General features: G+C 61.1%; 16 protein-coding genes. 5 read left to right on the top strand and 11 right to left on the bottom strand.

The genetic code is table 11. The features are described 5' to 3' along the window. Positions 1-46 precede the first annotated feature (46 nt). The 5 genes from topA to ACA054_RS09450 form a co-directional block, all read right to left on the bottom strand. A complete protein-coding gene (topA, locus tag ACA054_RS09470) occupies positions 47-2,674 on the bottom strand; it encodes a type I DNA topoisomerase (protein ID WP_497689148.1) in 2,628 nt (875 codons plus the stop codon). 114 nt (positions 2,675-2,788) lie between these two features. Continuing rightward, positions 2,789-3,025 (bottom strand): DUF1653 domain-containing protein, encoded by a 237-nt coding sequence (locus tag ACA054_RS09465; RefSeq protein ID WP_057715655.1) that lies wholly within the window; start codon positions 3,023-3,025, stop codon positions 2,789-2,791. Positions 3,026-3,123: 98 nt separating this feature from the next. Continuing rightward, complete coding sequence (gene fadA, locus ACA054_RS09460; protein WP_497689147.1) at positions 3,124-4,299, bottom strand: acetyl-CoA C-acyltransferase FadA; 1,176 nt, start codon at positions 4,297-4,299, stop codon at positions 3,124-3,126. 32 nt (positions 4,300-4,331) lie between these two features. Beyond that, entirely contained in the window at positions 4,332-6,479 is a 2,148-nt protein-coding gene (fadB, locus tag ACA054_RS09455) for a fatty acid oxidation complex subunit alpha FadB (RefSeq protein WP_497689146.1), read from the bottom strand. A gap of 619 nt (positions 6,480-7,098) precedes the next feature. Continuing rightward, complete coding sequence (locus ACA054_RS09450) at positions 7,099-7,536, bottom strand: hypothetical protein (protein WP_497689145.1); 438 nt, start codon at positions 7,534-7,536, stop codon at positions 7,099-7,101. Positions 7,537-7,640: 104 nt separating this feature from the next. Here ACA054_RS09450 and ACA054_RS09445 point away from each other — a divergent pair, with 104 nt between their 5' ends. Further along, positions 7,641-8,081, top strand: coding sequence for a universal stress protein (locus tag ACA054_RS09445; RefSeq protein ID WP_497638756.1), 441 nt, complete (start codon positions 7,641-7,643; stop codon positions 8,079-8,081). A gap of 199 nt (positions 8,082-8,280) precedes the next feature. On the opposite strand, the gene ACA054_RS09440 is transcribed toward ACA054_RS09445, so the two are convergent. Further along, positions 8,281-10,200: an ATP-binding cassette domain-containing protein gene (locus ACA054_RS09440; protein WP_497689144.1), complete on the bottom strand. Its 1,920-nt coding sequence runs from the start codon at positions 10,198-10,200 to the stop codon at positions 8,281-8,283. Positions 10,201-10,412: 212 nt separating this feature from the next. Between ACA054_RS09440 and ACA054_RS09435 the strand changes: the two genes are divergently transcribed. Further along, entirely contained in the window at positions 10,413-12,341 is a 1,929-nt protein-coding gene (locus ACA054_RS09435) for a transglycosylase SLT domain-containing protein (protein WP_497689143.1), read from the top strand. Positions 12,342-12,457: 116 nt separating this feature from the next. On the opposite strand, the gene ACA054_RS09430 is transcribed toward ACA054_RS09435, so the two are convergent. Both ACA054_RS09430 and ACA054_RS09425 read right to left on the bottom strand, forming a co-directional pair. Next, positions 12,458-12,916 (bottom strand): REP-associated tyrosine transposase, encoded by a 459-nt coding sequence (locus tag ACA054_RS09430; RefSeq protein WP_497689142.1) that lies wholly within the window; start codon positions 12,914-12,916, stop codon positions 12,458-12,460. A 530-nt stretch (positions 12,917-13,446) separates the two neighbouring features. Next, positions 13,447-15,213 carry an ABC transporter transmembrane domain-containing protein gene (locus ACA054_RS09425; protein ID WP_497689141.1) on the bottom strand — a complete coding sequence of 589 codons (1,767 nt, stop codon included), beginning with the start codon at positions 15,211-15,213 and terminating at the stop codon, positions 13,447-13,449. A gap of 260 nt (positions 15,214-15,473) precedes the next feature. Here ACA054_RS09425 and ACA054_RS09420 point away from each other — a divergent pair, with 260 nt between their 5' ends. After that, positions 15,474-15,653: a PA1571 family protein gene (locus tag ACA054_RS09420; RefSeq protein WP_497689140.1), complete on the top strand. Its 180-nt coding sequence runs from the start codon at positions 15,474-15,476 to the stop codon at positions 15,651-15,653. A 222-nt stretch (positions 15,654-15,875) separates the two neighbouring features. Here the strand turns inward: ACA054_RS09420 and pdxB are convergent, their stop codons facing one another. Beyond that, positions 15,876-17,018 carry a 4-phosphoerythronate dehydrogenase PdxB gene (gene pdxB / locus ACA054_RS09415; protein WP_497689139.1) on the bottom strand — a complete coding sequence of 381 codons (1,143 nt, stop codon included), beginning with the start codon at positions 17,016-17,018 and terminating at the stop codon, positions 15,876-15,878. A gap of 281 nt (positions 17,019-17,299) precedes the next feature. Here pdxB and ACA054_RS09410 point away from each other — a divergent pair, with 281 nt between their 5' ends. Beyond that, on the top strand, positions 17,300-18,709 hold the full coding sequence (locus ACA054_RS09410; protein WP_497689138.1) for an MATE family efflux transporter: 1,410 nt from the start codon (positions 17,300-17,302) through the stop codon (positions 18,707-18,709). 265 nt (positions 18,710-18,974) lie between these two features. On the opposite strand, the gene tusA is transcribed toward ACA054_RS09410, so the two are convergent. Further along, a complete protein-coding gene (tusA, locus tag ACA054_RS09405; protein ID WP_056857100.1) occupies positions 18,975-19,226 on the bottom strand; it encodes a sulfurtransferase TusA in 252 nt (83 codons plus the stop codon). Positions 19,227-19,386: 160 nt separating this feature from the next. After that, positions 19,387-20,460, bottom strand: a complete 1,074-nt coding sequence (rlmM, locus tag ACA054_RS09400; RefSeq protein ID WP_497689137.1) for a 23S rRNA (cytidine(2498)-2'-O)-methyltransferase RlmM — start codon at positions 20,458-20,460, stop codon at positions 19,387-19,389. A gap of 222 nt (positions 20,461-20,682) precedes the next feature. Here rlmM and acnA point away from each other — a divergent pair, with 222 nt between their 5' ends. Beyond that, a complete protein-coding gene (gene acnA, locus ACA054_RS09395) occupies positions 20,683-23,424 on the top strand; it encodes an aconitate hydratase AcnA (RefSeq protein ID WP_497689136.1) in 2,742 nt (913 codons plus the stop codon). The last annotated feature ends 114 nt before the right edge of the window (positions 23,425-23,538 follow it).

Raw genomic sequence — 23,538 nt, 5'->3', positions numbered from 1 at the left:
CATGAAACCCGAAGGTTGTCATGCGGCCTTTTAGGTATTGCGGCTATTACGCCTTCGCAGCCGGCCGCTTGTCCTCGACCTTCCACTTGCCACCGTCGTAGAACGCCTTCCAGCCAGTCGGCTTACCGTCGACTTCGGTCTGCACGTACTGCTCCTTGGTCTTGCGGCTGTAACGGATCACTGCAGGCAGGCCATCCGGATCTTTCTTTGGCGCTTCGCAAAGGAAATGGTACTTCGGATCGATCTCATCCTTGTGCGGGATAATTTCCATCACCAGCGGCGCACGAGTCTCGCGGTTTTTCGGGAACTGGCTGGCGGCCAGGAACAGGCCCGACGCACCGTCGCGCAGGATATAGGTGTCGTTGACCTTTTCGCATTTCAGCTCAGGCATCTTCACCGGGTCCATCTTCGGCGGCGCCGCATCGCCGCTCTTCAGCAGTTTGCGGGTGTTCTTGCAGGTCGCGTTGGTGCAACCGAAGAACTTGCCGAAACGGCCGGTCTTGAGCTGCATCTCGCTGCCGCACTTGTCGCATTCCAGGCTCGGACCTTCGTAGCCCTTGATGCGATAGGTGCCCTCTTCGATTTCATAGCCGTCGCAATCCGGGTTGTTACCGCAGATGTGCAGCTTGCGCTTCTCGTCCAGCAGGTAGGCGTCCATCGCCGTGCTGCAGATCGGGCAGCGATGCTTGCCACGCAGCACCAGCGATTCCGATTCACCCTCGTCGTCCGCGGCGATTTCATCGCCCGGCACCAGGTTGACGGTCGCCTTGCAGCGCTCTTTCGGCGGCAGGCTGTAACCGGAGCAACCGAGGAACACCCCGGTCGAAGCGGTACGGATCTGCATCGGACGCCCGCACGTGGTGCATGGGATGTCCGTCATCACCGGCTGGTTGGCACGCATGCCGCTGTCCGGGCTTTCGGCCACTTCGAGTTTCTTCTTGAAGTCGCCGTAGAACTCGTCGAGCACGTTTTTCCAGTCGCGTTCGCCCTGGGCCACGTCATCGAGGTGCTCTTCCATGCCGGCGGTGAAGCCGTAGTCCATCAGGTTGGAGAAGCTTTCAGACAGGCGCTCGGTAACGATGTCGCCCATCTTTTCCGAATAGAAGCGACGATTGTGCAGCGCCACGTAGCCACGGTCCTGGATGGTCGAAATGATCGCCGCATAGGTCGAAGGACGACCGATGCCACGTTTTTCCATTTCCTTGACCAGGCTGGCTTCCGAGTAACGTGCCGGCGGCTTGGTGAAGTGCTGGGTCGGATCAAGCTTGATCAGCTTCATCGCGTCGCCCTGGGCCATGTCCGGCAGCACGTCGTCATCGCCCGGCTTGGCGATTTGCGGCATCACCCGGGTGTAACCGTCGAACTTGAGGATACGGCCCTTGGCACGCAGCTCGAAGTCGCCGGCACCAACGGTGACAGTAGTCGACAGGTATTGCGCCGGCAGCATCTGGCAGGCGAGGAATTGGCGCCAGATCAGCTCGTACAGCCGCTCTGCATCACGCTCCATGCCCGACAGCTTGCTTGGCTCGGTGTTGGCGTCGGACGGACGAATCGCTTCGTGAGCCTCTTGTGCGCCTTCCTTGCTGCTGTAGACGTTCGGGTTTTCCGGCAGGTACTGCTTGCCGAACTCGCCTTCAATATAGGTACGCGCCATCGCCACGGCATCGGCCGAGAGGTTGGTGGAGTCGGTACGCATGTAAGTGATGTAGCCGGCTTCGTACAGACGCTGGGCCATCATCATGGTTTTCTTCACACCGAAGCCCAGGCGGTTGCTCGCGGCCTGCTGCAGGGTGGACGTGATGAACGGTGCCGACGGCTTGCTGCTGGTCGGCTTGTCTTCGCGCTTGACGATGCTGTAGCTGGAGGCCTTGAGCTTCTCCAGCGCGGCCATGGCCTGGGCTTCGTTGAGCGGCTTGAAGGCTTCGCCCTTCTCGCGAGCGACGTCGAAACGCACGGTCGCGCCCTTGGCGGTGCCGAGGTCGGCGTGGACTTCCCAGTATTCTTCCGGGATGAACGCGCGGATTTCGCGTTCACGCTCGACCACCAGCTTCACGGCAACCGACTGAACCCGACCGGCGGAAAGGCCACGGGCGATCTTGGCCCACAGCAGCGGCGACACCATGTAACCCACGACGCGGTCGAGGAAACGACGCGCCTGCTGGGCGTTGACACGATCAATGTCCAGCTCGCCTGGCCGGGAGAAGGCTTCCTGAATCGCCTTCTTGGTGATTTCGTTGAACACCACACGCTTGTAGCGGCTGTCATCACCACCGATGGCTTCGCGCAGGTGCCAGGCAATGGCTTCCCCCTCGCGATCCAAGTCGGTTGCGAGATAGATGGTGTCAGCATCCTTGGCGAGCCGGCGCAGCTCTTCGATGACCTTTTCCTTGCCCGGGAGGATCTCGTACTTGGCTTTCCAGCCATGATCGGGATCGACACCCATGCGCGCGACCAGCTGCTTGCGCGCCTTTTCTTTCGGCGACAAGGCCGGCGCTTCACCCGCAGCAGCCTTGCCGCGCTTGGCGGCTGGCTCTTTGCTGGCGCTAGCCGAACCGCTGGTGGGCAGGTCTCGGATATGGCCGATACTCGACTTCACCACGTATTCGTTGCCCAAATACTTGTTGATGGTCTTGGCCTTAGCCGGGGATTCCACAATGACCAGCGATTTGCCCATGGATCAGAAAATTCCTGAATTCTAGAAGTGAAAGGCGGTTGGCGCCTGACGCGGCACCGCTATATATAGTGGCTACAAGGTGAGGTCAAGCGCAGGGTTCTGCGCGCACTCCCCTTATGGCTGCGGAAAAACGCTCGGCTCGGCTTGCACCAAAGCAAAGCGTGGCACCTGTTCGCCGTCAACTTCGACCGACTCCAGGAACATGCTCAAGGGGCGTACCCAAAAGCCGTAATCGCCATACAGGGCTTGGTAGAAGACCACTTCTTCCTCGGTTTCCGAATGCCGCGCAACACTGAATACACGGTACTGCGGACCTTTGTAATGTTGATAGAGCCCAGGTTGTATCGGCATGCTTCGGCCCTCTCTCAAATCAGTTTGAAATAAAAAATAAAAAAAACCGCAAAAACAAAAACCGGGGCACTTGGCCCCGGCTTCCGTCAACGCAACGCTTAAACGCGTTCGAAGACGGTGGAGATGCCTTGGCCGAGACCAATGCACATGGTGGCTACCCCAAGGTTGCCGCCATTTTGCTTCATCACATTGAGCAAAGTGCCGGAGATACGCGCACCGGAGCAACCGAACGGGTGGCCCAGGGCGATCGCGCCGCCGTGCAGGTTAACCTTCTCATTCATCTTGTCGAGCACTTTCAGATCTTTCAGCACTGGCAGGGCCTGTGCGGCGAAAGCTTCGTTGAGCTCGAAGAAGTCGATGTCGGAGATGCTCAGACCCGCACGCTTCAGTGCTTTATGTGTGGCCGGTACTGGACCATAGCCCATGATTGCCGGATCCACACCTGCCACCGCCATCGAGCGGATCACCGCCATCGGCTGGATGCCCAGGTCCTGTGCGCGCTGCGCCGACATCACGATCATGCACGAGGCACCATCGGTGATCTGCGACGAAGTACCGGCTGTCACGGTGCCGCCCTTCGGATTGAAAGCAGGCTTCAATGCCGCCAGGCTTTCCAGGGTGGTTTCCGGACGAATGGTTTCGTCGTAGTCGAAGGTTTTCAGGAAACCGTTCTCGTCATAGCCCTGCATCGGGATGATTTCGTCTTTGAACTTGCCTTCCACGGTCGCCTTGTGGGCGAGTTGGTGGGAGCGCACGCCGAAAGCGTCCTGTTGCTCGCGAGTGATGCCGTGCATCTTGCCCAGCATTTCCGCGGTCAGGCCCATCATGCCCGAAGCTTTTGCCGCGTACAGCGACATGTGCGGGTTCGGATCGACACCGTGCATCATGCTCACGTGACCCATATGCTCGACGCCGCCAACCACGAAAACGTCACCGTTGCCGGTCATGATCGCTTGCGCAGCAGTGTGCAGGGCACTCATCGACGAGCCACACAGGCGGCTGACGGTCTGGCCGGCCGAGGTGTGCGGGATCTGGGTCATCAGCGACGCCATGCGCGCGATGTTCCAGCCCTGCTCCAGGGTCTGGTTCACACAGCCCCAGATCACGTCTTCGACTTCGCTCGGGTCGACCTTGACGTTGCGTTCCAGCAGTTTGCTGATCAGGTGCGCCGACATGTCTTCGGCGCGGGTGTTGCGGTGCATGCCGCCCTTGGAGCGGCCCATCGGAGTACGACCGAAGTCGACAATCACGACGTCTCTTGGATTCAAGCTCATAAAATTTCACTCTCGCTCAAAAGTTGGGACGCTTAACCGAAGAACCGTTGGCCGGTTTTGGCCATTTCACGCAGTTTTGCGGTCGGGTGGTACAGCGCGCCCAAATCAGCGTACTGGTCAGCCAGGGCAACGAACTCTGCAACACCGATCGAGTCGATGTAGCGCAGCGCACCGCCACGGAATGGAGGGAAACCGATACCGTAGACCAGACCCATGTCGGCTTCGGCGGCGGTTTCGACAATGCCGTCTTCCAGGCAACGCACGGTTTCCAGGCACAGCGGGATCATCATCCAGTTGATGATGTCCTCGTCGGTGACTTCGCGCTGTTCAAAAACGATAGGCTTGAGCACTTCCAGCACCGACGGGTCGGCGACTTTCTTCTGCTTGCCGCGCTTGTCGGTCTCGTAGGCGTAGAAGCCCTTGCCGTTCTTCTGGCCCAGGCGCTTGGCTTCGTAGAGCACGTCGATCGCCGAACGACGGTCGTCTTTCATGCGGTCCGGGAAGCCTTCAGCCATCACGTCGCGACCGTGGTGGCCGGTGTCGATGCCGACCACGTCCATCAGGTACGCCGGGCCCATTGGCCAGCCGAATTTTTCCATGACCTTGTCGATACGCACGAAGTCGACACCAGCGCTGACCAGCTTGGCGAAACCGCCGAAGTACGGGAACAGCACGCGGTTGACCAAAAAGCCCGGGCAGTCGTTGACCACGATCGGGTTTTTGCCCATTTTCTTGGCGTAGGCAACGGTGGTGGCAACAGCCAGTTCGCTGGACTTCTCGCCACGGATCACTTCCACCAGCGGCATCATGTGCACCGGGTTGAAGAAGTGCATGCCGACGAAGTTTTCCGGACGCTTGAGGGCCTTGGCCAGCAAGGTGATGGAAATGGTCGAGGTGTTCGAGGCGAGGATGGTGTCCTCTTTGACCTGGTCTTCGACTTCAGCCAGTACGGCTTGCTTGACCTTCGGGTTCTCGACCACTGCTTCGACGACCAGGTCAACGTGACCGAAATCGCCGTAGGACAGGGTCGGACGAATGCCATTGAGCACTTCAGCCATTTTCGCAGCGGTCATGCGGCCTTTATCAACGCGGCCAACCAGCAGTTTGGCGGCTTCGGCCAGACCCTGCTCGATACCATGCTCGTTGATGTCCTTCATCAGGATCGGCGTGCCTTTGGAAGCCGACTGATAAGCGATACCGCCACCCATGATGCCGGCGCCCAGTACGGCGGCCTGCTTCACGTCCTTGGCGATTTCGTCATAGGCCTTGGCCTTTTTCTTCAGTTCCTGATCGTTCAGGAACAGGCCGATCAGGCTCTGTGCTGCCGAAGTCTTGGCCAGTTTGACGAAACCGGCAGCTTCGATTTCCAGAGCCTTGTCACGACCGAAGTTCGCGGCTTTCTGGATGGTCTTGATCGCTTCGACCGGGGCCGGGTAGTTCGGGCCAGCTTGACCGGCCACGAAACCTTTGGCGGTTTCGAACGCCATCATTTGTTCGATAGCGTTCAGCTTGAGTTTTTCAAGTTTCGGCTGGCGCTTGGCCTTGTAGTCGAACTCGCCGGAAATGGCGCGCTTGATCAGTTCCAGCGCGGCATCCTGCAGTTTTTCAGGGGCAACAACGGCATCGACGGCACCGACTTTCAGTGCGTCTTCCGCACGGTTTTCCTTGCCGGCGGCAATCCACTCGATGGCGTTGTCGGTACCGATCAGGCGCGGCAGACGAACGGTACCACCGAAGCCCGGGTAGATGCCCAGCTTGACTTCCGGCAGACCGATCTTGGCGTTGGTCGACATGACGCGGTAGTCCGCCGCCAGGCACATTTCCAGACCGCCACCCAGCGCGATGCCGTTGATCGCGGCGACAGTCGGGACGTTGAGGTCTTCGAAATCGCTGAAAATCTTGTTGGCTTCGAGGTTGCCAGCCACAAGCTCTGCATCCGGCAGCTTGAAGTTGTCGACGAATTCGGTGATGTCGGCGCCGACGATGAACACGTCCTTGCCACTGCTGACGATCACACCCTTGATCGAAGCATCTGCCTTGATGGCGTCCACGGCCTGACGCAGTTCGTTCAGGGTTAGACGGTTGAACTTGTTGACGGACTCACCCTTGAGGTCGAACTTCAGTTCGACGATGCCACTTTCAAGAGCCTTAACCGTGATGGCTTTACCTTCGTAAATCATCAACTGATCTCCACGATATGGAAGCTGAACAGTACACGTCGGACGCAGGCGGATGGCTGGCAGGGACGTCAATCGTCAATGCTACGCCTATCCACCCGGCACACCCGCCAACGCGATAGTCGGGATTCTGTAGGAGCGGTTTGTAAGACAAACGCTCAATTCATACGCCCGTTTGATTTGGGTACGCCACCTTCACGGAATTTCCGACAATTGTCAATCGCCCAAAATGCGGGTTCAAATACGACTTGGCGGTCATTTCTGTAAGACGAAGGCCTGCAACAGCTGTTGCATGAGCAGCCATTCATAGGATCAATCATTAGAAAATTCGCCCTAATTCACGGCAAGCCGTGGCTGACCGGCTACGCTGGCGGAACCTGGGGAAAAAATTGAACGCTTTTGGCGAATGCCCAGCGTAAGATCAGCCCAAACCGAATTACCGGCCTGCCTGGCCAACCCCGCCCGATGACGTTGTCGGGCTTTTTATTGCCTGCATAAAACCTTGTGGGAGCGAGCCTGCTCGCGATGGTCTTCAACGATGACGCGTGAAACCTGGCACCCCGCGGCGCTCTCAGGTTCATCGCGAGCGGGCTCGCTCCCACAGGGAGAGGGGGAATCGGGTTCAGGCCAGGGCTTTGAGGGTGGCATCGATATTTTGCAAAACGGTCGCGTCACCCTTCTCACCCCAATACAAGGTGATCATCTGCTTGTCAGCCTCGACCTTGTAGACATTATCCGGTAATTTTTCGAAATGATTGAGCAGCGCGCGTTCGTCGCAAGGTTCCTGCCACTGGTTCACCCACAAACCCGGTGATTTTTGCCAGTAACTCCAGCACGCCGGTTGATTGCCCCGCCGCGGCCGATGGTACTGCGCACAAGGGTTTGGCGGCTCCTGGCTGAGCCAGTGCGGCCACTCCTGAGGCGCCAGCTGCATGGCCAGGCCGATGCGTCGCGCTTCCATGCGCAGGGCCATGCGCCCGCTCTGATGGCGCGAGGGTCGCAGCCATGCCAAGGGGCTCAGCACCACCAGCAGGATTGACACCACTATCCAGACCGTCATATCTGTACTCCCGATTCTTGATGAGCGCATTGAGTCACTTTGGAAACACTGCGCTTGAAACCAGCCATACTTAGCAATATTGCAATCCTCAGGAGGAGCACCTCATGCCCTACAACCACATTCTGGTTGCTGTAGATCTAACCGAAGAGTGCGACCCTGTAATCCACCGTGCTCGCGAGCTATCGGTGAGCAATGGGGCGAAGTTGTCCCTGGTGCATATCGTCGAGCCAATGGCCATGGCCTTTGGCGGTGATGTGCCAATGGACCTGTCACAACTGCAGCAACAGCAGTTCGATCAGGCCAAGGAGCGTCTCGATCGCTTGATCCTGAAATACCCTGAGCTCTCCAGGGAATACAGCCACCTGACCTACGGCCAGCCTCGCCAGGAAATTCACCACCTGGCCAAGGAGCAAGGGTGCGACATGATCGTGGTCGGCAGTCACGGCCGCCATGGCCTGGCACTGCTGCTGGGCTCCACCGCCAACGACGTCCTGCACGGCGCGCCTTGCGATGTGCTGGCAGTACGCCTGCAAAGCAAAAGCTGACAACACCGCCCCCTGTAGGAGCGAGCATGCTCCGGGCGGCGTTCCGACGATGGTCGTCAACAATGACGCGGGGAGCCTGACACCCCGTGGCGCTCTCAGGTTCATCGCGAGCATGCTCGCTCCTACAGGGGGATTGCATTGCATATGAAAAGCCCGGCGTTCACGTGTGTGAAGCCGGGCTTTTTTAATGCCGAATCAATCAGGCATCCAGCTCGGCCCAGCGCTCGACCATGATGTCGAGCTCAGCCTGCAACTGCGCCAGCTGGGCGATCACCGCCGCTGTCTCCGCAGCCGGACGCAGGTAGAAGCCCGCATCGGCCATCTGCGCTTCGACGTTGGCAATCTGCTGCTCCATGGCCTCGATCTGCCCCGGCAACGCTTCCAGCTCGCGCTGCACCTTGTAGCTGAGCTTCTTCTTCGCCACCGGCGCATCGACGGCGGCCGCGACAGGCGCAGGCTCGGCCTTGACCACGGCGGAGTTCAGGTCGGCCTTGCCGGACTTGCTCTCGGTCACGCCCAGCAGACGCGGCGAACCGCCCTGACGCAGCCAGTCCTGATAACCACCGACGTATTCGCGAACCTTGCCTTCACCTTCGAAGACCAGGGTGCTGGTGACCACGTTGTCGAGGAATGCCCGGTCGTGGCTGACCATCAGCACGGTGCCGTTGAAGGTCAGCAAGACCTCTTCGAGCAGTTCAAGGGTTTCAACGTCGAGGTCGTTGGTCGGTTCGTCGAGCACCAGCAGATTCGCCGGCTTGCTGAACAGCTTGGCCAGCAACAGGCGGGCACGCTCACCCCCGGACAGCGCCTTGACCGGCGTGCGGGCACGCTGCGGGCTGAACAGGAAGTCGCCGAGGTAGCTCAGCACGTGGCGGCTCTGGCCGTCGATATCGATGAAGTCGCGACCTTCGGCGACGTTGTCGATCACGGTCTTTTCCAGATCCAGCTGGTGGCGCAACTGGTCGAAGTAGGCGACGTCGATCTTGGTCCCCTCCTCCACCTTACCGCTGGTGGGCTGCAAGCCGCTGAGCATCAGCTTCAGCAGCGTGGTCTTGCCGGTGCCGTTGGCGCCGAGCAGACCGATGCGGTCGCCGCGCGTCAACACCATCGAGAAATCTTTGATCAGGAACGGGCCGCCCGGGTGCGCGAAGCTCACGTTCTCGAGCACCATCACCTGCTTGCCCGACTTGTCAGCGGTGTCCAGCTGGATGTTGGCCTTGCCGGTGCGCTCACGACGCTCGCTACGCTCAACGCGCAGGGCTTTCAGGGCACGCACGCGACCTTCGTTACGGGTACGACGGGCCTTGATGCCCTGGCGAATCCACACTTCTTCCTGGGCCAGCTTCTTGTCGAACAGCGCGTTGGCGGTGGCTTCGGCGGCCAGCTCGGCTTCTTTATGCACCAGGAAACTGGCGTAGTCGCCGTTCCAGTCGATCAGGCCACCGCGATCCAGTTCCAGGATGCGGGTCGCCAGGTTCTGCAGGAAGGAACGGTCGTGCGTGATGAATAGCACGGCGCCCTGGAAATCCTTCAGCGCTTCTTCCAGCCAGGCGATTGCACCGATGTCCAGGTGGTTGGTCGGTTCGTCGAGCAGCAGCAGGTCCGGCTCGGACACCAGGGCCTGGGCCAGCAGGACACGACGACGCCAGCCACCGGACAACTCGGCGAGGGTCTTGTCGGCCGGCAACTGCAGGCGACTCAGGGTGCTGTCGACCAGGGTCTGCAAACGCCAGCCGTCACGGGCTTCGAGGTCGTGCTGGACGTGCATCAGTTTGTCCAGGTCGGCATCGGTGACGATGTTCTGGCTCAGGTGGTGATATTCGGCGAGCAACGCGCCAACACCGTCCAGGCCTTCGGCAACCACGTCGAACACTGTCCGCTCGTCGGCTACCGGCAATTCTTGCGGCAATTCGCCAATCTTGAGCCCGGGTGCGCGCCAAACCGAGCCGTCATCGGGCTTCTGGTCGCCCTTGACGAGCTTCATCATGCTGGACTTGCCAGTGCCGTTGCGGCCGATGATGCACACCCGCTCTCCACGGGCGATCTGCCAGGACACCTTGTCCAACAACGGCATAGCGCCGAAAGCAAGGGACACATCGCTGAATTTGAGCAGGGTCATGAGCTTCTCCAAAAACCGGGCGCGCATTCTACCTGAAACGGGGCCTCAGCAGGCCGGCATTTTCACCCTGGCAACACTCTGCACGACAAATGTTGCGAACTGATGCAGACAGGTCGGCAAAGCTTTCGCCCGTTGCTGGCAAAAGGCTAAGCTACGGTTAATCAGTGTGGGCATCGCCAGCACTTGTCGTGTTTTTTCTGTCCGGACGTCTCATGCGCAGTCGCCTTCTCAATCTTTTGTCGTGTTTTCTACTTTCTGCCGCTGCCGTTCAATCCGTCCAGGCGGTGGACCTGTCCACCCAACGCCAGTACTACGATGAAGCCAAACGCGCCCTGGCCAAGGGCGACACCGGCCCGTATTTCCGTTACAGCCAGGCTCTGGCCGACTATCCGCTGGAACCGTACCTGGCCTATGACGAGCTGACCGCGCGCCTGAAAACCGCGAGCAATGCCGAGATCGAGAAGTTCCTCGCCGAGCACGGTGACCTGCCCCAGGCCAACTGGATGAAGCTGCGCTGGTTGCGCTGGCTGGCCGAACGCGGCGACTGGGCGACATTCGTCAAATATTACGACCCCAAGATGAATTTCACCGAACTGGACTGCCTGAACGCGCAGTACCAGATCAGCCACAACAAAAAGACCGAAGGTTATGCCAACGCCAACAAGCTCTGGCTGACCGGCAAAACGCAACCGGCGGCGTGTGACGCCCTGTTCGGCATGTGGGCCGCCGACGGCCAGTTGACCGAGCAGAAGCGCTGGGAACGCACCAAGCTCGCCGCCCAGGCGCGCAACTATCCACTGGCCAACAGCCTGGTCAATGGCTTGACCACCCTTGCCCCGCGTGGCCGTCTGCTGATCGATGTGGCACAGAAGCCGGAGCTGCTCAATTCGCCGTCGCGCTTCACCCCGGCCGACGAACCGATGTCCGACGTGGTCAGCCTCGGCCTGCGCCGTCTCGCCCGCCAGGACCCGGACAGGGCCATGAACCTGCTCGACGGTTATGCCAGCAGCATGCACTTCTCCCGCGACGAAAAAGTGGCCATCGCCCGGGAGATCGGGTTAACCCTCGCGCGACGTTATGACAGCCGCGCGCTCGACATGATGACCAAGTACGACCCGGAATTGCGCGACAACACGGTGTCTGAATGGCGCATGCGTTTGTTGCTGCGCCTGGCGCGCTGGGACGATGCCTACCAGTTGACCCGCCGCCTGCCCCAGGACCTGGCCACTACCAACCGCTGGCGCTACTGGCAGGCCCGCAGCCTGGAACTGGCGCAACCGCAGAACCCCGAAGCGCAAACCCTCTATAAAGGCCTGGCTCGCGAGCGCGACTTCTATGGTTTCCTCGCCGCCGACCGTTCGCAGTCGCCGTATTCGCTGAACAACAAACCGCTGGTGCTCAGCCAGGCGCTGATCAACAAGGTGCGCAATACCCCCGGCATACGTCGCGCCCTGGAGTTTCATGCCCGCGGGCAGATCGTCGACGGTCGCCGCGAGTGGTATCACGTCAGCCGCCACTTCAGTCGCGACGAAATGGTCGCCCAGGCAAAACTGGCCTACGACCTGAAATGGTATTTCCCGGCGATTCGTACCATCAGCCAGGCGCAATACTGGGACGACCTGGACATTCGCTTCCCGATGGCCCACCGCGAAACCCTGGTCCGTGAAGCCAAGGTCCGTGGCCTGCATTCCAGCTGGGTATTTGCTATCACCCGCCAGGAAAGCGCCTTCATGGAAGATGCCCGCTCCAGTGTCGGTGCCAGCGGCCTGATGCAATTGATGCCGGGAACCGCCAAGGAAACCGCACGCAAGTTCAGCATTCCGCTGGCCTCGCCGCAGCAAGTGTTCAACCCGGATAAAAACATCCAGCTCGGCGCGGCCTACCTGAGCCAGGTCCACAGCCAGTTCAACGGCAACCGCGTCCTCGCCTCCGCCGCCTACAACGCCGGCCCGGGCCGCGTGCGCCAGTGGCTGCGCGGTGCCGATCACCTGAGCTTCGACGTCTGGGTGGAAAGCATCCCGTTCGACGAAACCCGCCAGTATGTGCAGAACGTGCTGTCATATTCGGTGATCTACGGCCAGAAACTCAACTCGCCACAACCGCTGGTGGATTGGCATGAGCGGTACTTCGACGACCAGTAATCTCTTGTAGGAGCGAGCATGCTCGCGATGAACCCGAGAACGACGCGGGGCGCCAGGCTTCCCGCGTAATCGTTGACGTCCATCGCGAGCATGCTCGCTCCTACAGGGGCTGTGCATTACAGCCAGATGGCATCCCATAGCGGGTAGTCACCAACGTGAGCTACCAGTCCGGCCCGCAGAGGGTTGGCGATGATGTACCGGGCCGCGGCTTTTAGATCCTCCTCGTGACGCAGGGCTCGGTCGAAGTAACCTTTTTGCCATACGGGGGCACACTGGCCTCGCCTCAAATTGATGAGGCGCGCACAGCGAGCTTTGGTGGCTTGCATCAGTTTTGGCAGATCACCGTTATGCAATTCAACCAGCCAATGAAAGTGATCCGGCATGACTACCCAGGCTATAGACGTTGCGTTGCCCGTTTCCTGAGCTCTTCTGAACTCGTTCACTAACAAGCGACCAACATACAAATCCTGGAAGAGCGGTTGTCGTTCATGGGTGACTGCTGTCAGCAGATAGATGCGTCCGGATTCCGAGTGGCGGCCGGTGCGTAAGCGGTGGGCTTTTGGGGTGTTGGACATTCCGTTGTCCTCTTCGGTGGCTGGAAGAGAAACGGTAGGCGTGGGGCGGGAGATTGTCGCTTCGGCTGTGGATCAGAATATGTCTTGCACCCTGTAGGAGCGAGCATGAACCCGAGAACACCGCGGGGTGTCAGGCTTCCAGCATTATCGTTGACGACCATCGCGAGCATGCTCGCTCCTACAGGTGGTCAGATGGTTGATCGCGGTAACGGCCTGATCTTTTGTAGGAGCGAGCATGCTCGCGATGAACCCGAGAACGCCGCGGGGTGTCAGGCTTCCAGCATTATCGTTGACGACCATCGCGAGCATGCTCGCTCCTACAGGTGGTCAGATGGTTGATCGCGGGAACGGCCTGAATCTTTTGTAGGAGCGAGCATGCTCGCGATGAACCCGAGAACGACGCAGGGTGTCAGGCTTCCAGCGTTATCGTTGACGACCATCGCGAGCATGCTCGCTCCTAAAGGTGGTCAGATGGTTGATCGCGGGAACGGCCTGAATCCCTCAACCCGGCAGCATTCAGCAGCCCCGATTCATGCCGCTTCATGTCCATCACTGAACTGCAACGCCGCCAACCGCGCATACAACGCGTTGTTCGCAATCAGCGACTGGTGCGTCCCCACCGCCACCAGTTTCCCCTGGTCCATCACCGCAATGCGATCGGCGTTTTTTACCGTGGCCAGGCGGTGGGCGATGACCAGGGTGGTGCGGTTTTTCATCAGGCTGGGCAGCGCCTGCTGGATCAGGTGTTCGCTTTGGGCGTCGAGGGCGCTGGTGGCTTCGTCCAGTAGCAGGATGGGGGCATCCACCAGCAGCGCGCGGGCGATGGCCAGGCGCTGGCGCTGGCCGCCGGACAAGCCGAGGCCGCCGTCGCCCAGATGCGACTGGTAACCGTTGGGCATGGCTTCGATGAAGTCGTGGGCGTAGGCGATTTTTGCCGCCTCCCGGACTTCCTCCGAGGTCGCCGTCGGGTTGCCGTAGCGCAGGTTGTCTTCGATGCTGCCGAAGAACAGCGCCGGGGTTTGCGAGACCAGCGCGAAGCAACGCCGCAGGTCCAGCGGATCGAGTTGGGTCAGGGGCACGCCATCGAGCAGGATGCGCCCATCGGCGGGGTCGTAGAAGCGCAGCAGCAGGTCATACACCGTTGATTTGCCGGCTCCGGACGGCCCGACCAGCGCCAAAGTTTCCCCGGCCTGGATGGTCAGACTCAGGCCGTCGACGGCGTAACTTTCGGGGCGCGAGGGGTAGCAAAAACGCACGTCTTGCAACACCAGGTCACCCCGCACCCGCTCGGGCAAGGTCACCAGGCCGGTGGTCGGTGGCTGGATGATGTTCTGCGCACGCAGCAACTCGGCGATCCGCTCTGCCGCGCCCGCCGCGCGCTGCAACTCGCCGATCACCTCACTCAGGGTGCCGAACGCACTGCCGACGATCAGGCTGTAGAAGACGAAGGCCGCCAGTTCACCCGCGGAAATTCGCCCGGCAATCACATCCATGCCGCCGACCCAGAGCATCACGCCGACGGCGCCCAGCACCAGCAAGATCACCAGGGTAATCAGCCAGGCGCGCTGGAAAATCCGCTTGCGCGCGGTGTCGAACGCCTCTTCCACGGTGACTGCGAACCGCTGTTCATCCTGGGCCTGGTGGTTGTAGGCCTGCACGGTCTTGATCTGGCCCAGGGTCTCGGACACATAGCTGCCGATATCGGCAATCCGGTCCTGGCTCAGGCGCGACAGGCTGCGCACCCGCCGGCCAAAAATCAGGATCGGCGCGATCACCAACGGCAAGGCAATCACCACGATGCTGGTGAGTTTGGGATTGGTGACAAACAGCAGGACGATCCCGCCGATCACCATCAGCAAGTTGCGCAAAAACAGTGACAGGGATGAGCCGATCACCGACTGCAGCAGCGTGGTATCTGCGGTCAGTCGCGACTGGATCTCGGAGCTGCGGTTGTCCTCGTAAAACCCCGGGTGCAGGTACACCAGATGATTGAACACCCGGCGGCGAATGTCGGCGACGCAACGCTCGCCGATCCACGACACCAGGTAGAACCTCGCAAAGGTGCCGAGCGCCAGGCCGATCACCAGCAGCATGAACAGACCGATGGACTGGTTGAGCAAATGCGCCGACTGGGTCATGAACCCTTGATCCACCAGCAGGCGTATGCCCTGCCCCATGGACAAGGTAATCCCCGCCGTGACGATCAGCGCGAACAGGGCACCCAGCGCTTGCCAGCGATAAGGGGCAATGAAACGACTGGCCAGGCGAATCGCACGACGGTGACGAACAGTGAGCATTTGCATCATCCACAACGGAGCCATTGATAGGACCAGCGTACACCGCCCCACGGGGTGGAAACGGCTGAATCAGAATGAGTCAGGTTAATTATGACCGTGCAGTCTAGTACCTAGACATTATTGGTCTAAAGTTGCGGTAGCCATGTCGAGCTATTTCTGGTCGACTGGCGATGCCGTTCAGGAGCGATCGCAGGGAGTTGTCACAGCCTGGTCACCTGACGGTTGTAATCTAGGCACACAACCTGATGAGGAGACAGGCCATGTCCTTGCAACAAAGCAGCGATGACAAGATTGAAGTGATTCGCACGCAGCCAGACCAGTCTCTGGGGTGCTCGATAATCGATGAACAGGGCCGCGAAGTACCGATCACTGAAAACATGATCCAGGACGCGTGCAGTGAACTGGAGAAGCGATTGGTCAAGCCTGCCGAACAAAAGTGAAGTAGCCACCGTCTTCATTGACCCGGCCCTAGAGGGCCGGGTTTTTTATTGCCTGTGAATCCGCTTTCTTTGATGACGCGATCTAACAGATGCACCGCGGCGCGTGGTTCGCCTGTAGGAGCGAGGCTTGCCCGCGAAGAACGATTACGCGGTGCAGCAGTTACACCGCAGCGCTCGGTTCGCGGGCAAGCCTCGCTCCTACGGATACGAGGTGCCCGATGTTCAGATAACCGTCGCGCCAAGTGCCGCCACAATCTGCTGCAACGCTGGCGCATCCCCATCAATGTGCACCTGCAACCCGTCGATCTCGCGTCGCGACGGATACTGCTTGCGCAGCACATCGAACGCCGCACGCTGCTCGTTCACACTACCAACAAGGCTACGGCGAAAGTCCGCATCGTCACGGCGCGGGTCGTACACGCCACGGCACAACATCGCCAGCGCCCACGCCGGGTCGGTGTCAGCACTCAAGGTCACCTGCGACAGCCAGGGGGCTGGCAGCAAGTCGTTCAGGCTGACTTGGGGCGCTTGCCCGAGGAACTCGCAGTACGCCTGATAGATCTGCGCCGTCCCGCGCTGCTTGCCATCGAGGCTGTACCCGGCAATGTGTGGCGTTGCCAGCACGCAGAGTTCGGCCAGGGCCACGTCGACTTCGGGCTCGCCCTCCCAGACATCGAGTACCGCCTGCAGGTCTTCGCGTTGCAGCAGCACCTCACGCAGGGCGCTGTTGTCCACCACCGGGCCACGGCTGGCGTTGATCAGCCAGGTGCCGGGTTTGAGCTGGTTCAGGCGGCGCTGATCGAACAGGTGCCAGGTCGGCTGGGCGCCCTTACGGGTCAGCGGGGTGTGCAGGCTGATGACATCGCATTGCTCGATGATCTGCTCAAGGCTGACGTAATCGCCTCCTTCAGCGGCCTGGCGTGGCGGATCGCAGACCAGCACCTTCCAGCCCAGGCCCTGCAGGACTTTGACCAGTCGCCCACCCACCTCACCGGCACCGACCACGCCGTAGGTGCGCTGGGTCAGGTCGTCGCCTTCGATTTCAGCCAGGGTCAGCAGGCTGCCGAGCACGTAGTCGACCACGCCCCGGGCGTTGCAGCCCGGCGCGCTGGACCAGGTGATGCCGGCTTGTTGAAAGTATTCCAGGTCCAGATGATCGGTGCCGATGGTGCAGGTGCCGACAAAGCGCACCTTGCTGCCTTCCAGCAACGCACGGTCGACGCGGGTGACCGAACGCACCAGCAGCACATCGGCCTGTTCGACGGTGGCGCGGTCGATGGAACGCCCCGGTACCCGGCGGATTTCACCGAATTGTTCGAAGAAGGCGTCGAGCAGGGGGATATTTTCGTCGGCAACGATCAGCATGTCAGGCTCCTTTGGCGGACCGGCAGTGTAGGCGTAGACGGTGCCTGGCGCCTAGCACACATCGTGTGGGTTGGGCTGTGGGTTGTAGGAGCGAGGCTTGCCCGCGAAGGGAACGCCGCGGTTCACCTGAAACTCCGCATTATCGTTCTTCGCGGGCAAGCCTCGCTCCTACAGAGGGAAAGAGCGCGGGATTACAAATCGCTAACACAGTCTTTTCCTGACCGCTGCGTCAACGCGTAGAATGCGCACCCGCGCATCAAAAATCTTTGGACGTTTTGCCCTTGAACTCCGTGACTGAACACACCGCCAGCCCTTCCCTCTCCCGCCCTGCCCAGGTCCGCCTCGAGCTGAAAAACCTGCTCGGCCTGGCCTTGCCGATCATGATCGCGCAGCTGGCCACCACGGCGATGGGCTTCGTCGATGCGGTGATGGCCGGGCGGGTCGGGCCGCGCGACCTGGCGGCGGTGGCGCTGGGCAACTCGATCTGGGTGCCGGTGTTCCTGCTGATGACCGGCACTTTGCTTGCCACCACGCCGAAAGTCGCCCAGCGCTTTGGTGCCGGCACGCACAGCGAGATCGGTCCGATCGTGCGCCAGGCGCTGTGGCTGGCCCTGGTGGTGGGCCTGATGGCGACCGGCATGCTGCTGTGCGCCGAACCGATCTTGCGCGTAATGAAGGTCGATCCCGAACTGATCGGCCCCTGCATGCAGTACCTGCACGGCATCGCCAGCGGCCTGCCCGCGGTCGCGCTCTACCATGTGCTGCGCTGCTTCAGTGACGGCCTGGGTCGCACCCGCCCGGCGATGGTCCTGGGCCTGTGCGGCCTGGCGCTGAACATCCCCCTGAACTACGTGTTCATCTATGGGCACTTCGGCGTGCCGGCCATGGGCGGCGTCGGCTGCGGCTGGGCCACGGCGATCGTGATGTGGGTGATGGCCCTGGGCATGGCCGGCTGGGAGCGCTGGGCGCCGGCGTATCAATCGAGCCAGCTGTTCAGCCGTTTCGACTGGCCGCAATGGTCGGTGATCAAGCGCCTGCTGGGCATCGGCCTGCCCATCGGTATTGCCGTGTTCGCCGAGTCGAGCATCTTCGCGGTGATCGCCCTGTTGATCGGCAGCCTCGGCGCCACCGTGGTCGCCGGGCACCAGATCGCCCTGAACTTCAGCTCGCTGGTGTTCATGATCCCCTACTCCCTGGGCATGGCCGTGACCGTGCGGGTCGGCCAGGCGCTGGGGCGCGAGCAACCCCGGGAAGCGCGCTTCGCCGCGGGCGTCGGCATGGGCACGGCGCTGGCGTACGCCTGCCTCTCGGCGAGCATGATGCTGTTGCTGCGCGAGCACATCGCTACGATCTACACGGCGGATCCGACGGTGATCAAAGTGGCGGCGATGCTGATCGTGTATTCGGCGCTGTTCCAGTTTTCCGATGCGATCCAGGTCACCGCGGCCGGTGCGTTGCGCGGCTATCAGGACACCCGGGTAACGATGATCCTGACGCTGTTCGCCTACTGGGGCATCGGCCTGCCGGTGGGCTACGCCCTCGGCCTGACCGACTGGTTCGGCACGCCAAGCGGCCCGAGCGGCCTGTGGCAGGGCCTGATCGTCGGCCTCAGCTGCGCGGCGCTGATGCTGTCGATCCGCCTGACGCGCAGCGCACGCAAGCGGATTCGCATCAGTCACTCAACCGCGTAAAAAAAAATGCCTGCAAATGCATAATGCTGTTCACTTAAGACAATTTTCAGGCAAGCAAGAAATTTGTGGCGAGGGGATTTATCCCCGTTGGGTCGCGAAGCGGCCCTCAGCGTCCATTCAAACTGACCGAGTTGTTCTGAATTACGACTGCTTCGCAGCCGAACGGGGCGGTGCGACGTCTCGCTAAATCCCCTCGCCACAATGTGGGGCACCACGCTTAAGTGAACAGCATTACTGCAAATGCAGGCCTTTGTTTCGACATCGATCAAACGGACTTCTTGCGAATCCAGTACAGATAAGTGCCAGCATCTTCATGCTGCCCCACCAGCTCGTGGTCGAGAAACACGCAGAACTTGGGAATGTCGCGGCGGGTCGACGGATCGGTGGCGATCACCTTGAGCAGGCCGCCAGGCACCAGGTCACGGATGTGCTGGTGCAGCATCATCACCGGCTCCGGACAATTGAGGCCGGTGGCGTCGAGGGTGCCGTCTACCGGCGTATCAAGCATTTCACTCATGATTCACTCCTGAAACTTGCCGGCATTGTACACCGCTGATCGTTCCCACGCTCTGCGTGGGAATGCCGCCAGGGACGCTCCGCGTTCCAGCTCTGGAAGTGACGCAGAGCGTCACGGGATGCATTCCCACGCAGAGCGTGGGAACGATCGGTACGCAAAGTCAGCGGGACTTGGGTTTCTTCACGTCCAGCCGGCGCAAATGGCAGGTCACTTCCTCACGGTCGTGGTACAGCTGCTTACAGCCGATCTCCACGCGAATCCCCCGCGCCTTAAAACCATCGGCAATACGCTCGAGCAAGCGCTTCACTTCGGCGTAGCGCTGCTTCATCGGCAGCTTGAGGTTGACCACCGCCTCGCGGCAATGCCCCTCGCCGATCCACTCCTCCAGCATCGCCGCGTTGCGTGCCGGTTTCTCGACGATGTCGCAGACCATCCAGTCCACCGGCTGCTTGGGCTTGAAGGTGAAACCGTCGGCCATCAAATGCTGCACCAGGCCGGTGTCCATCAGACTTTCAGCCATCGGCCCATTATCGATGGCGGTCACCAGCATGCCACGGTTCACCAACTGCCAGGTCCAGCCGCCGGGCGCAGCACCCAGGTCGACACCGGTCATGTCACCGTGCAGACGCTCGTCCCACTGGTCCCGCGGGATGAAGTGGTGCCATGCCTCTTCGAGCTTCAAGGTCGAACGGCTGGGCGCCTCGCGCGGGAATTTCAGGCGCGGAATGCCCATCGGCCACATCGCCGAGTTGTTCGACTCCGCCAGGCCCACGAACACTTCACGACCGCTCTTGAACGTCAGCAACAGGCGCGGCTTGCTCGCATCGTCCACCAGCTTGCCGGCACCGGTCAGCGCCTTGCGCAGCGGGCCTTCGAATTTCTTGCAGAAGTTCGACAGCTCCTTGCCATCATTGGTGTCGACCACTTCCAGCCACAGGCTGCCGCAGGTCGGAAAACCCGCCAGGTGCGCGAGGATCACGCTGATGCGATCACTCTCCGGCAGGTCGATGAAAATCCCCCGGGCCCACTGGCGCGGGAAAATCAGATTGGCGAAACGCTGCCCGCGCATCAGGCGCTCGGCGCCGTCTTCTTCGGTGCAGACAAACTCGGCGCAGGCACTGGCGGCCTTGGCCTTGGCATAACCGGCCACGTTCAGTTGTGCGGCGAGGTCGGAAATCTCGGAACAGACTTCACCTTCGAAGCCCGGCCGGCAATGCATAAAAAGGGTGTTCATTCTTACTCCTGGGCAGATGGCGAGACATTCAACCACTGCGCGATGCCCAGACTTGCGCTGGCGCATAGCCTGTCACGAAAACCGGCGCATGATAGCCGACTTCGGAACCTCGGACTTGCCCATAGAGTCCGGTTATTAGCCAGCTACTCAAAACAGGGCTAGGTTTAGTGCTCTGCCCGTTCCCTCAGTCCGTACCCGTGCGGACTCAAAGGAGTGATCGTAATGCCGTCCCTCGATAGCCTGAAGACCCTCAAGACCCTGCAAGTCGACGACAAGCTCTACCACTATTACAGCCTGCCGGAGGCCGCCAGAAGCCTCGGCGACCTGGACGCGCTGCCCATGTCGCTCAAAGTGCTGCTGGAAAACCTGCTGCGCTGGGAAGACGCCAAGACCGTCACCGGCGCCGACCTCAAGGCCATTGCCGCCTGGCTCAAGGAGCGCCGCTCCGACCGCGAAATCCAGTACCGCCCGGCGCGGGTCCTGATGCAAGACTTCACCGGCGTGCCCGCCGTGGTCGACCTGGCCGCCATGCGTGCCGCAATGGCCAAGGCCGGCGGCGACCCGCAGCGCATCAACCCGCTGTCCCCGGTGGACCTGGTGATCGACCACTCGGTGATGGTCGACAAGTTCGCCACCAGCAACGCCTTCGAACAGAACGTCGACATCGAAATGCAGCGCAACGGCGAGCGATACGCCTTCCTGCGCTGGGGCCAGAGCGCCTTCGACAACTTCAGCGTGGTGCCGCCGGGCACCGGCATCTGCCACCAGGTCAACCTGGAATACCTCGGCCGCACCGTCTGGACCAAGGACGAAGACGGCCGCACCTACGCCTTCCCCGACACCCTGGTCGGCACCGACTCCCACACCACCATGATCAACGGCCTCGGCGTACTCGGCTGGGGCGTCGGCGGGATCGAAGCGGAAGCTGCGATGCTCGGCCAACCGGTGTCGATGCTGATTCCCGAAGTGATCGGTTTCAAACTCATCGGCAAACTCAAGGAAGGCATCACCGCCACCGACCTGGTGCTGACCGTCACCCAGATGCTGCGCAAGAAAGGCGTGGTCGGCAAATTCGTCGAGTTCTACGGCGACGGTCTGGCCGACCTGCCCCTGGCCGACCGCGCGACCATCGCCAACATGGCGCCGGAATACGGCGCCACCTGCGGCTTCTTCCCGGTGGACGACGTGACCCTGGACTACCTGCGCCTGTCCGGCCGCCCCGACGCCACGGTCAAACTGGTCGAGGCCTACAGCAAGGCGCAAGGCCTGTGGCGCCTGCCAGGCAAGGAACCGCAATTCACCGACAGCCTGGCCCTGGACCTGACCAGCGTCGAAGCCAGCCTCGCCGGGCCCAAGCGTCCGCAAGACCGCGTTTCGCTGCCGAATGTCGCGCAAGCCTTCAGCGACTTCGTCGGCCTGCAACTCAAACCCACCAGCAAGGAAGAAGGCCGCCTGGAAAGCGAAGGCGGCGGCGGTGTCGCGGTGGGCAACGCAGACATGGCCGGTGAAGTGGACTACGAATTCGAAGGCCAGACCACTCGCCTGAAAAACGGCGCGGTGGTGATCGCCGCCATCACCTCCTGCACCAACACCTCCAACCCGAGCGTGATGATGGCGGCCGGGCTGGTGGCGAAAAAAGCCGTGGAAAAAGGCCTGCGCCGCAAACCCTGGGTAAAAAGCTCGCTGGCCCCAGGCTCGAAAGTGGTCACCGACTACTACAAGGCCGCGGACTTGACGCAGTACCTCGACGCCTTGGGTTTTGCCCTGGTCGGTTATGGCTGCACCACCTGCATTGGCAACTCCGGGCCACTGCCGGAGCCGATCGAAAAAGCCATCCAGAAAGCTGACCTGACCGTGGCCTCGGTGCTCTCGGGCAACCGCAACTTCGAAGGCCGGGTGCATCCGCTGGTGAAAACCAACTGGCTGGCCTCGCCGCCGCTGGTGGTCGCCTATGCCCTGGCCGGCACCGTGCGCATCGACCTCAGCCGCGAACCCCTGGGCGAAGACCAGAACGGCAACCTGGTCTACCTGCGGGACATCTGGCCCAGCAGCCAGGAAATCGCCGAGGCGGTCGAACGGGTCAACACCGCCATGTTCCACAAGGAATACGCCGAAGTGTTTGCCGGCGACGAACAATGGCAAGCCATCGAAGTGCCGCAAGCGGCCACCTACGTCTGGCAGGACGACTCGACCTACATCCAGCATCCGCCATTCTTCGACGACATCGGCGGCCCGCCACCGGTGGTCAAGGACATCAGCGGCGCGCGCATCCTCGCCCTGCTCGGCGACTCGGTGACCACCGACCACATCTCCCCCGCCGGCAACATCAAGGCCGACAGCCCGGCAGGCCACTACCTGCGCGAGAAAGGCGTGGAACCACGAGACTTCAACTCCTACGGCTCACGCCGCGGCAACCACCAAGTGATGATGCGCGGCACCTTCGCCAACATCCGCATTCGCAATGAAATGCTCAGCGGCGTAGAAGGCGGCAACACCTACTACATCCCCACCGGCGAGAAGCTGGCGATCTACGATGCCGCCATGCGCTACCAAGCCTCCGGCACGCCGCTGGTGGTGATCGCCGGCCAGGAATACGGCACCGGCTCAAGCCGCGACTGGGCAGCCAAGGGCACCAACCTGCTGGGGATCAAGGCGGTCATCGCCGAAAGCTTCGAACGCATCCACCGCTCCAACCTGGTGGGCATGGGCGTGCTGCCGCTGCAGTTCAAGCTCGACCAGAACCGCAAGAGCCTGAACCTGACCGGGCGGGAAACCCTGGACATTCTTGGCCTGACCGGCGCCGAACTGACACCGCGGATGAACCTGACGCTGGTCATCACCCGGGAAAACGGTAGCCGGGAAAAAATCGAGGTGCTGTGCCGGATTGATACGCTCAATGAGGTGGAATACTTCAAGGCGGGAGGGATTTTGCACTATGTGCTGCGGCAATTGATCGCGTCGTAAACGCGTGACGACAAATGTTGGCGCTTCAGGCGCCGTTGCTTCGGTAACGGCGCCTGACGCCCCCTCACAACCTGCCCCCCACCCTTGTAGGAGCCAGCGGGCGGCGATCCGACT

The sequence above is a fragment of the Pseudomonas sp. LBUM1653 genome, assembly GCF_059716115.1.
Note: the sequence above shows the minus strand (reverse complement) of the source record. Positions and strands in the feature narration are given on the sequence as shown.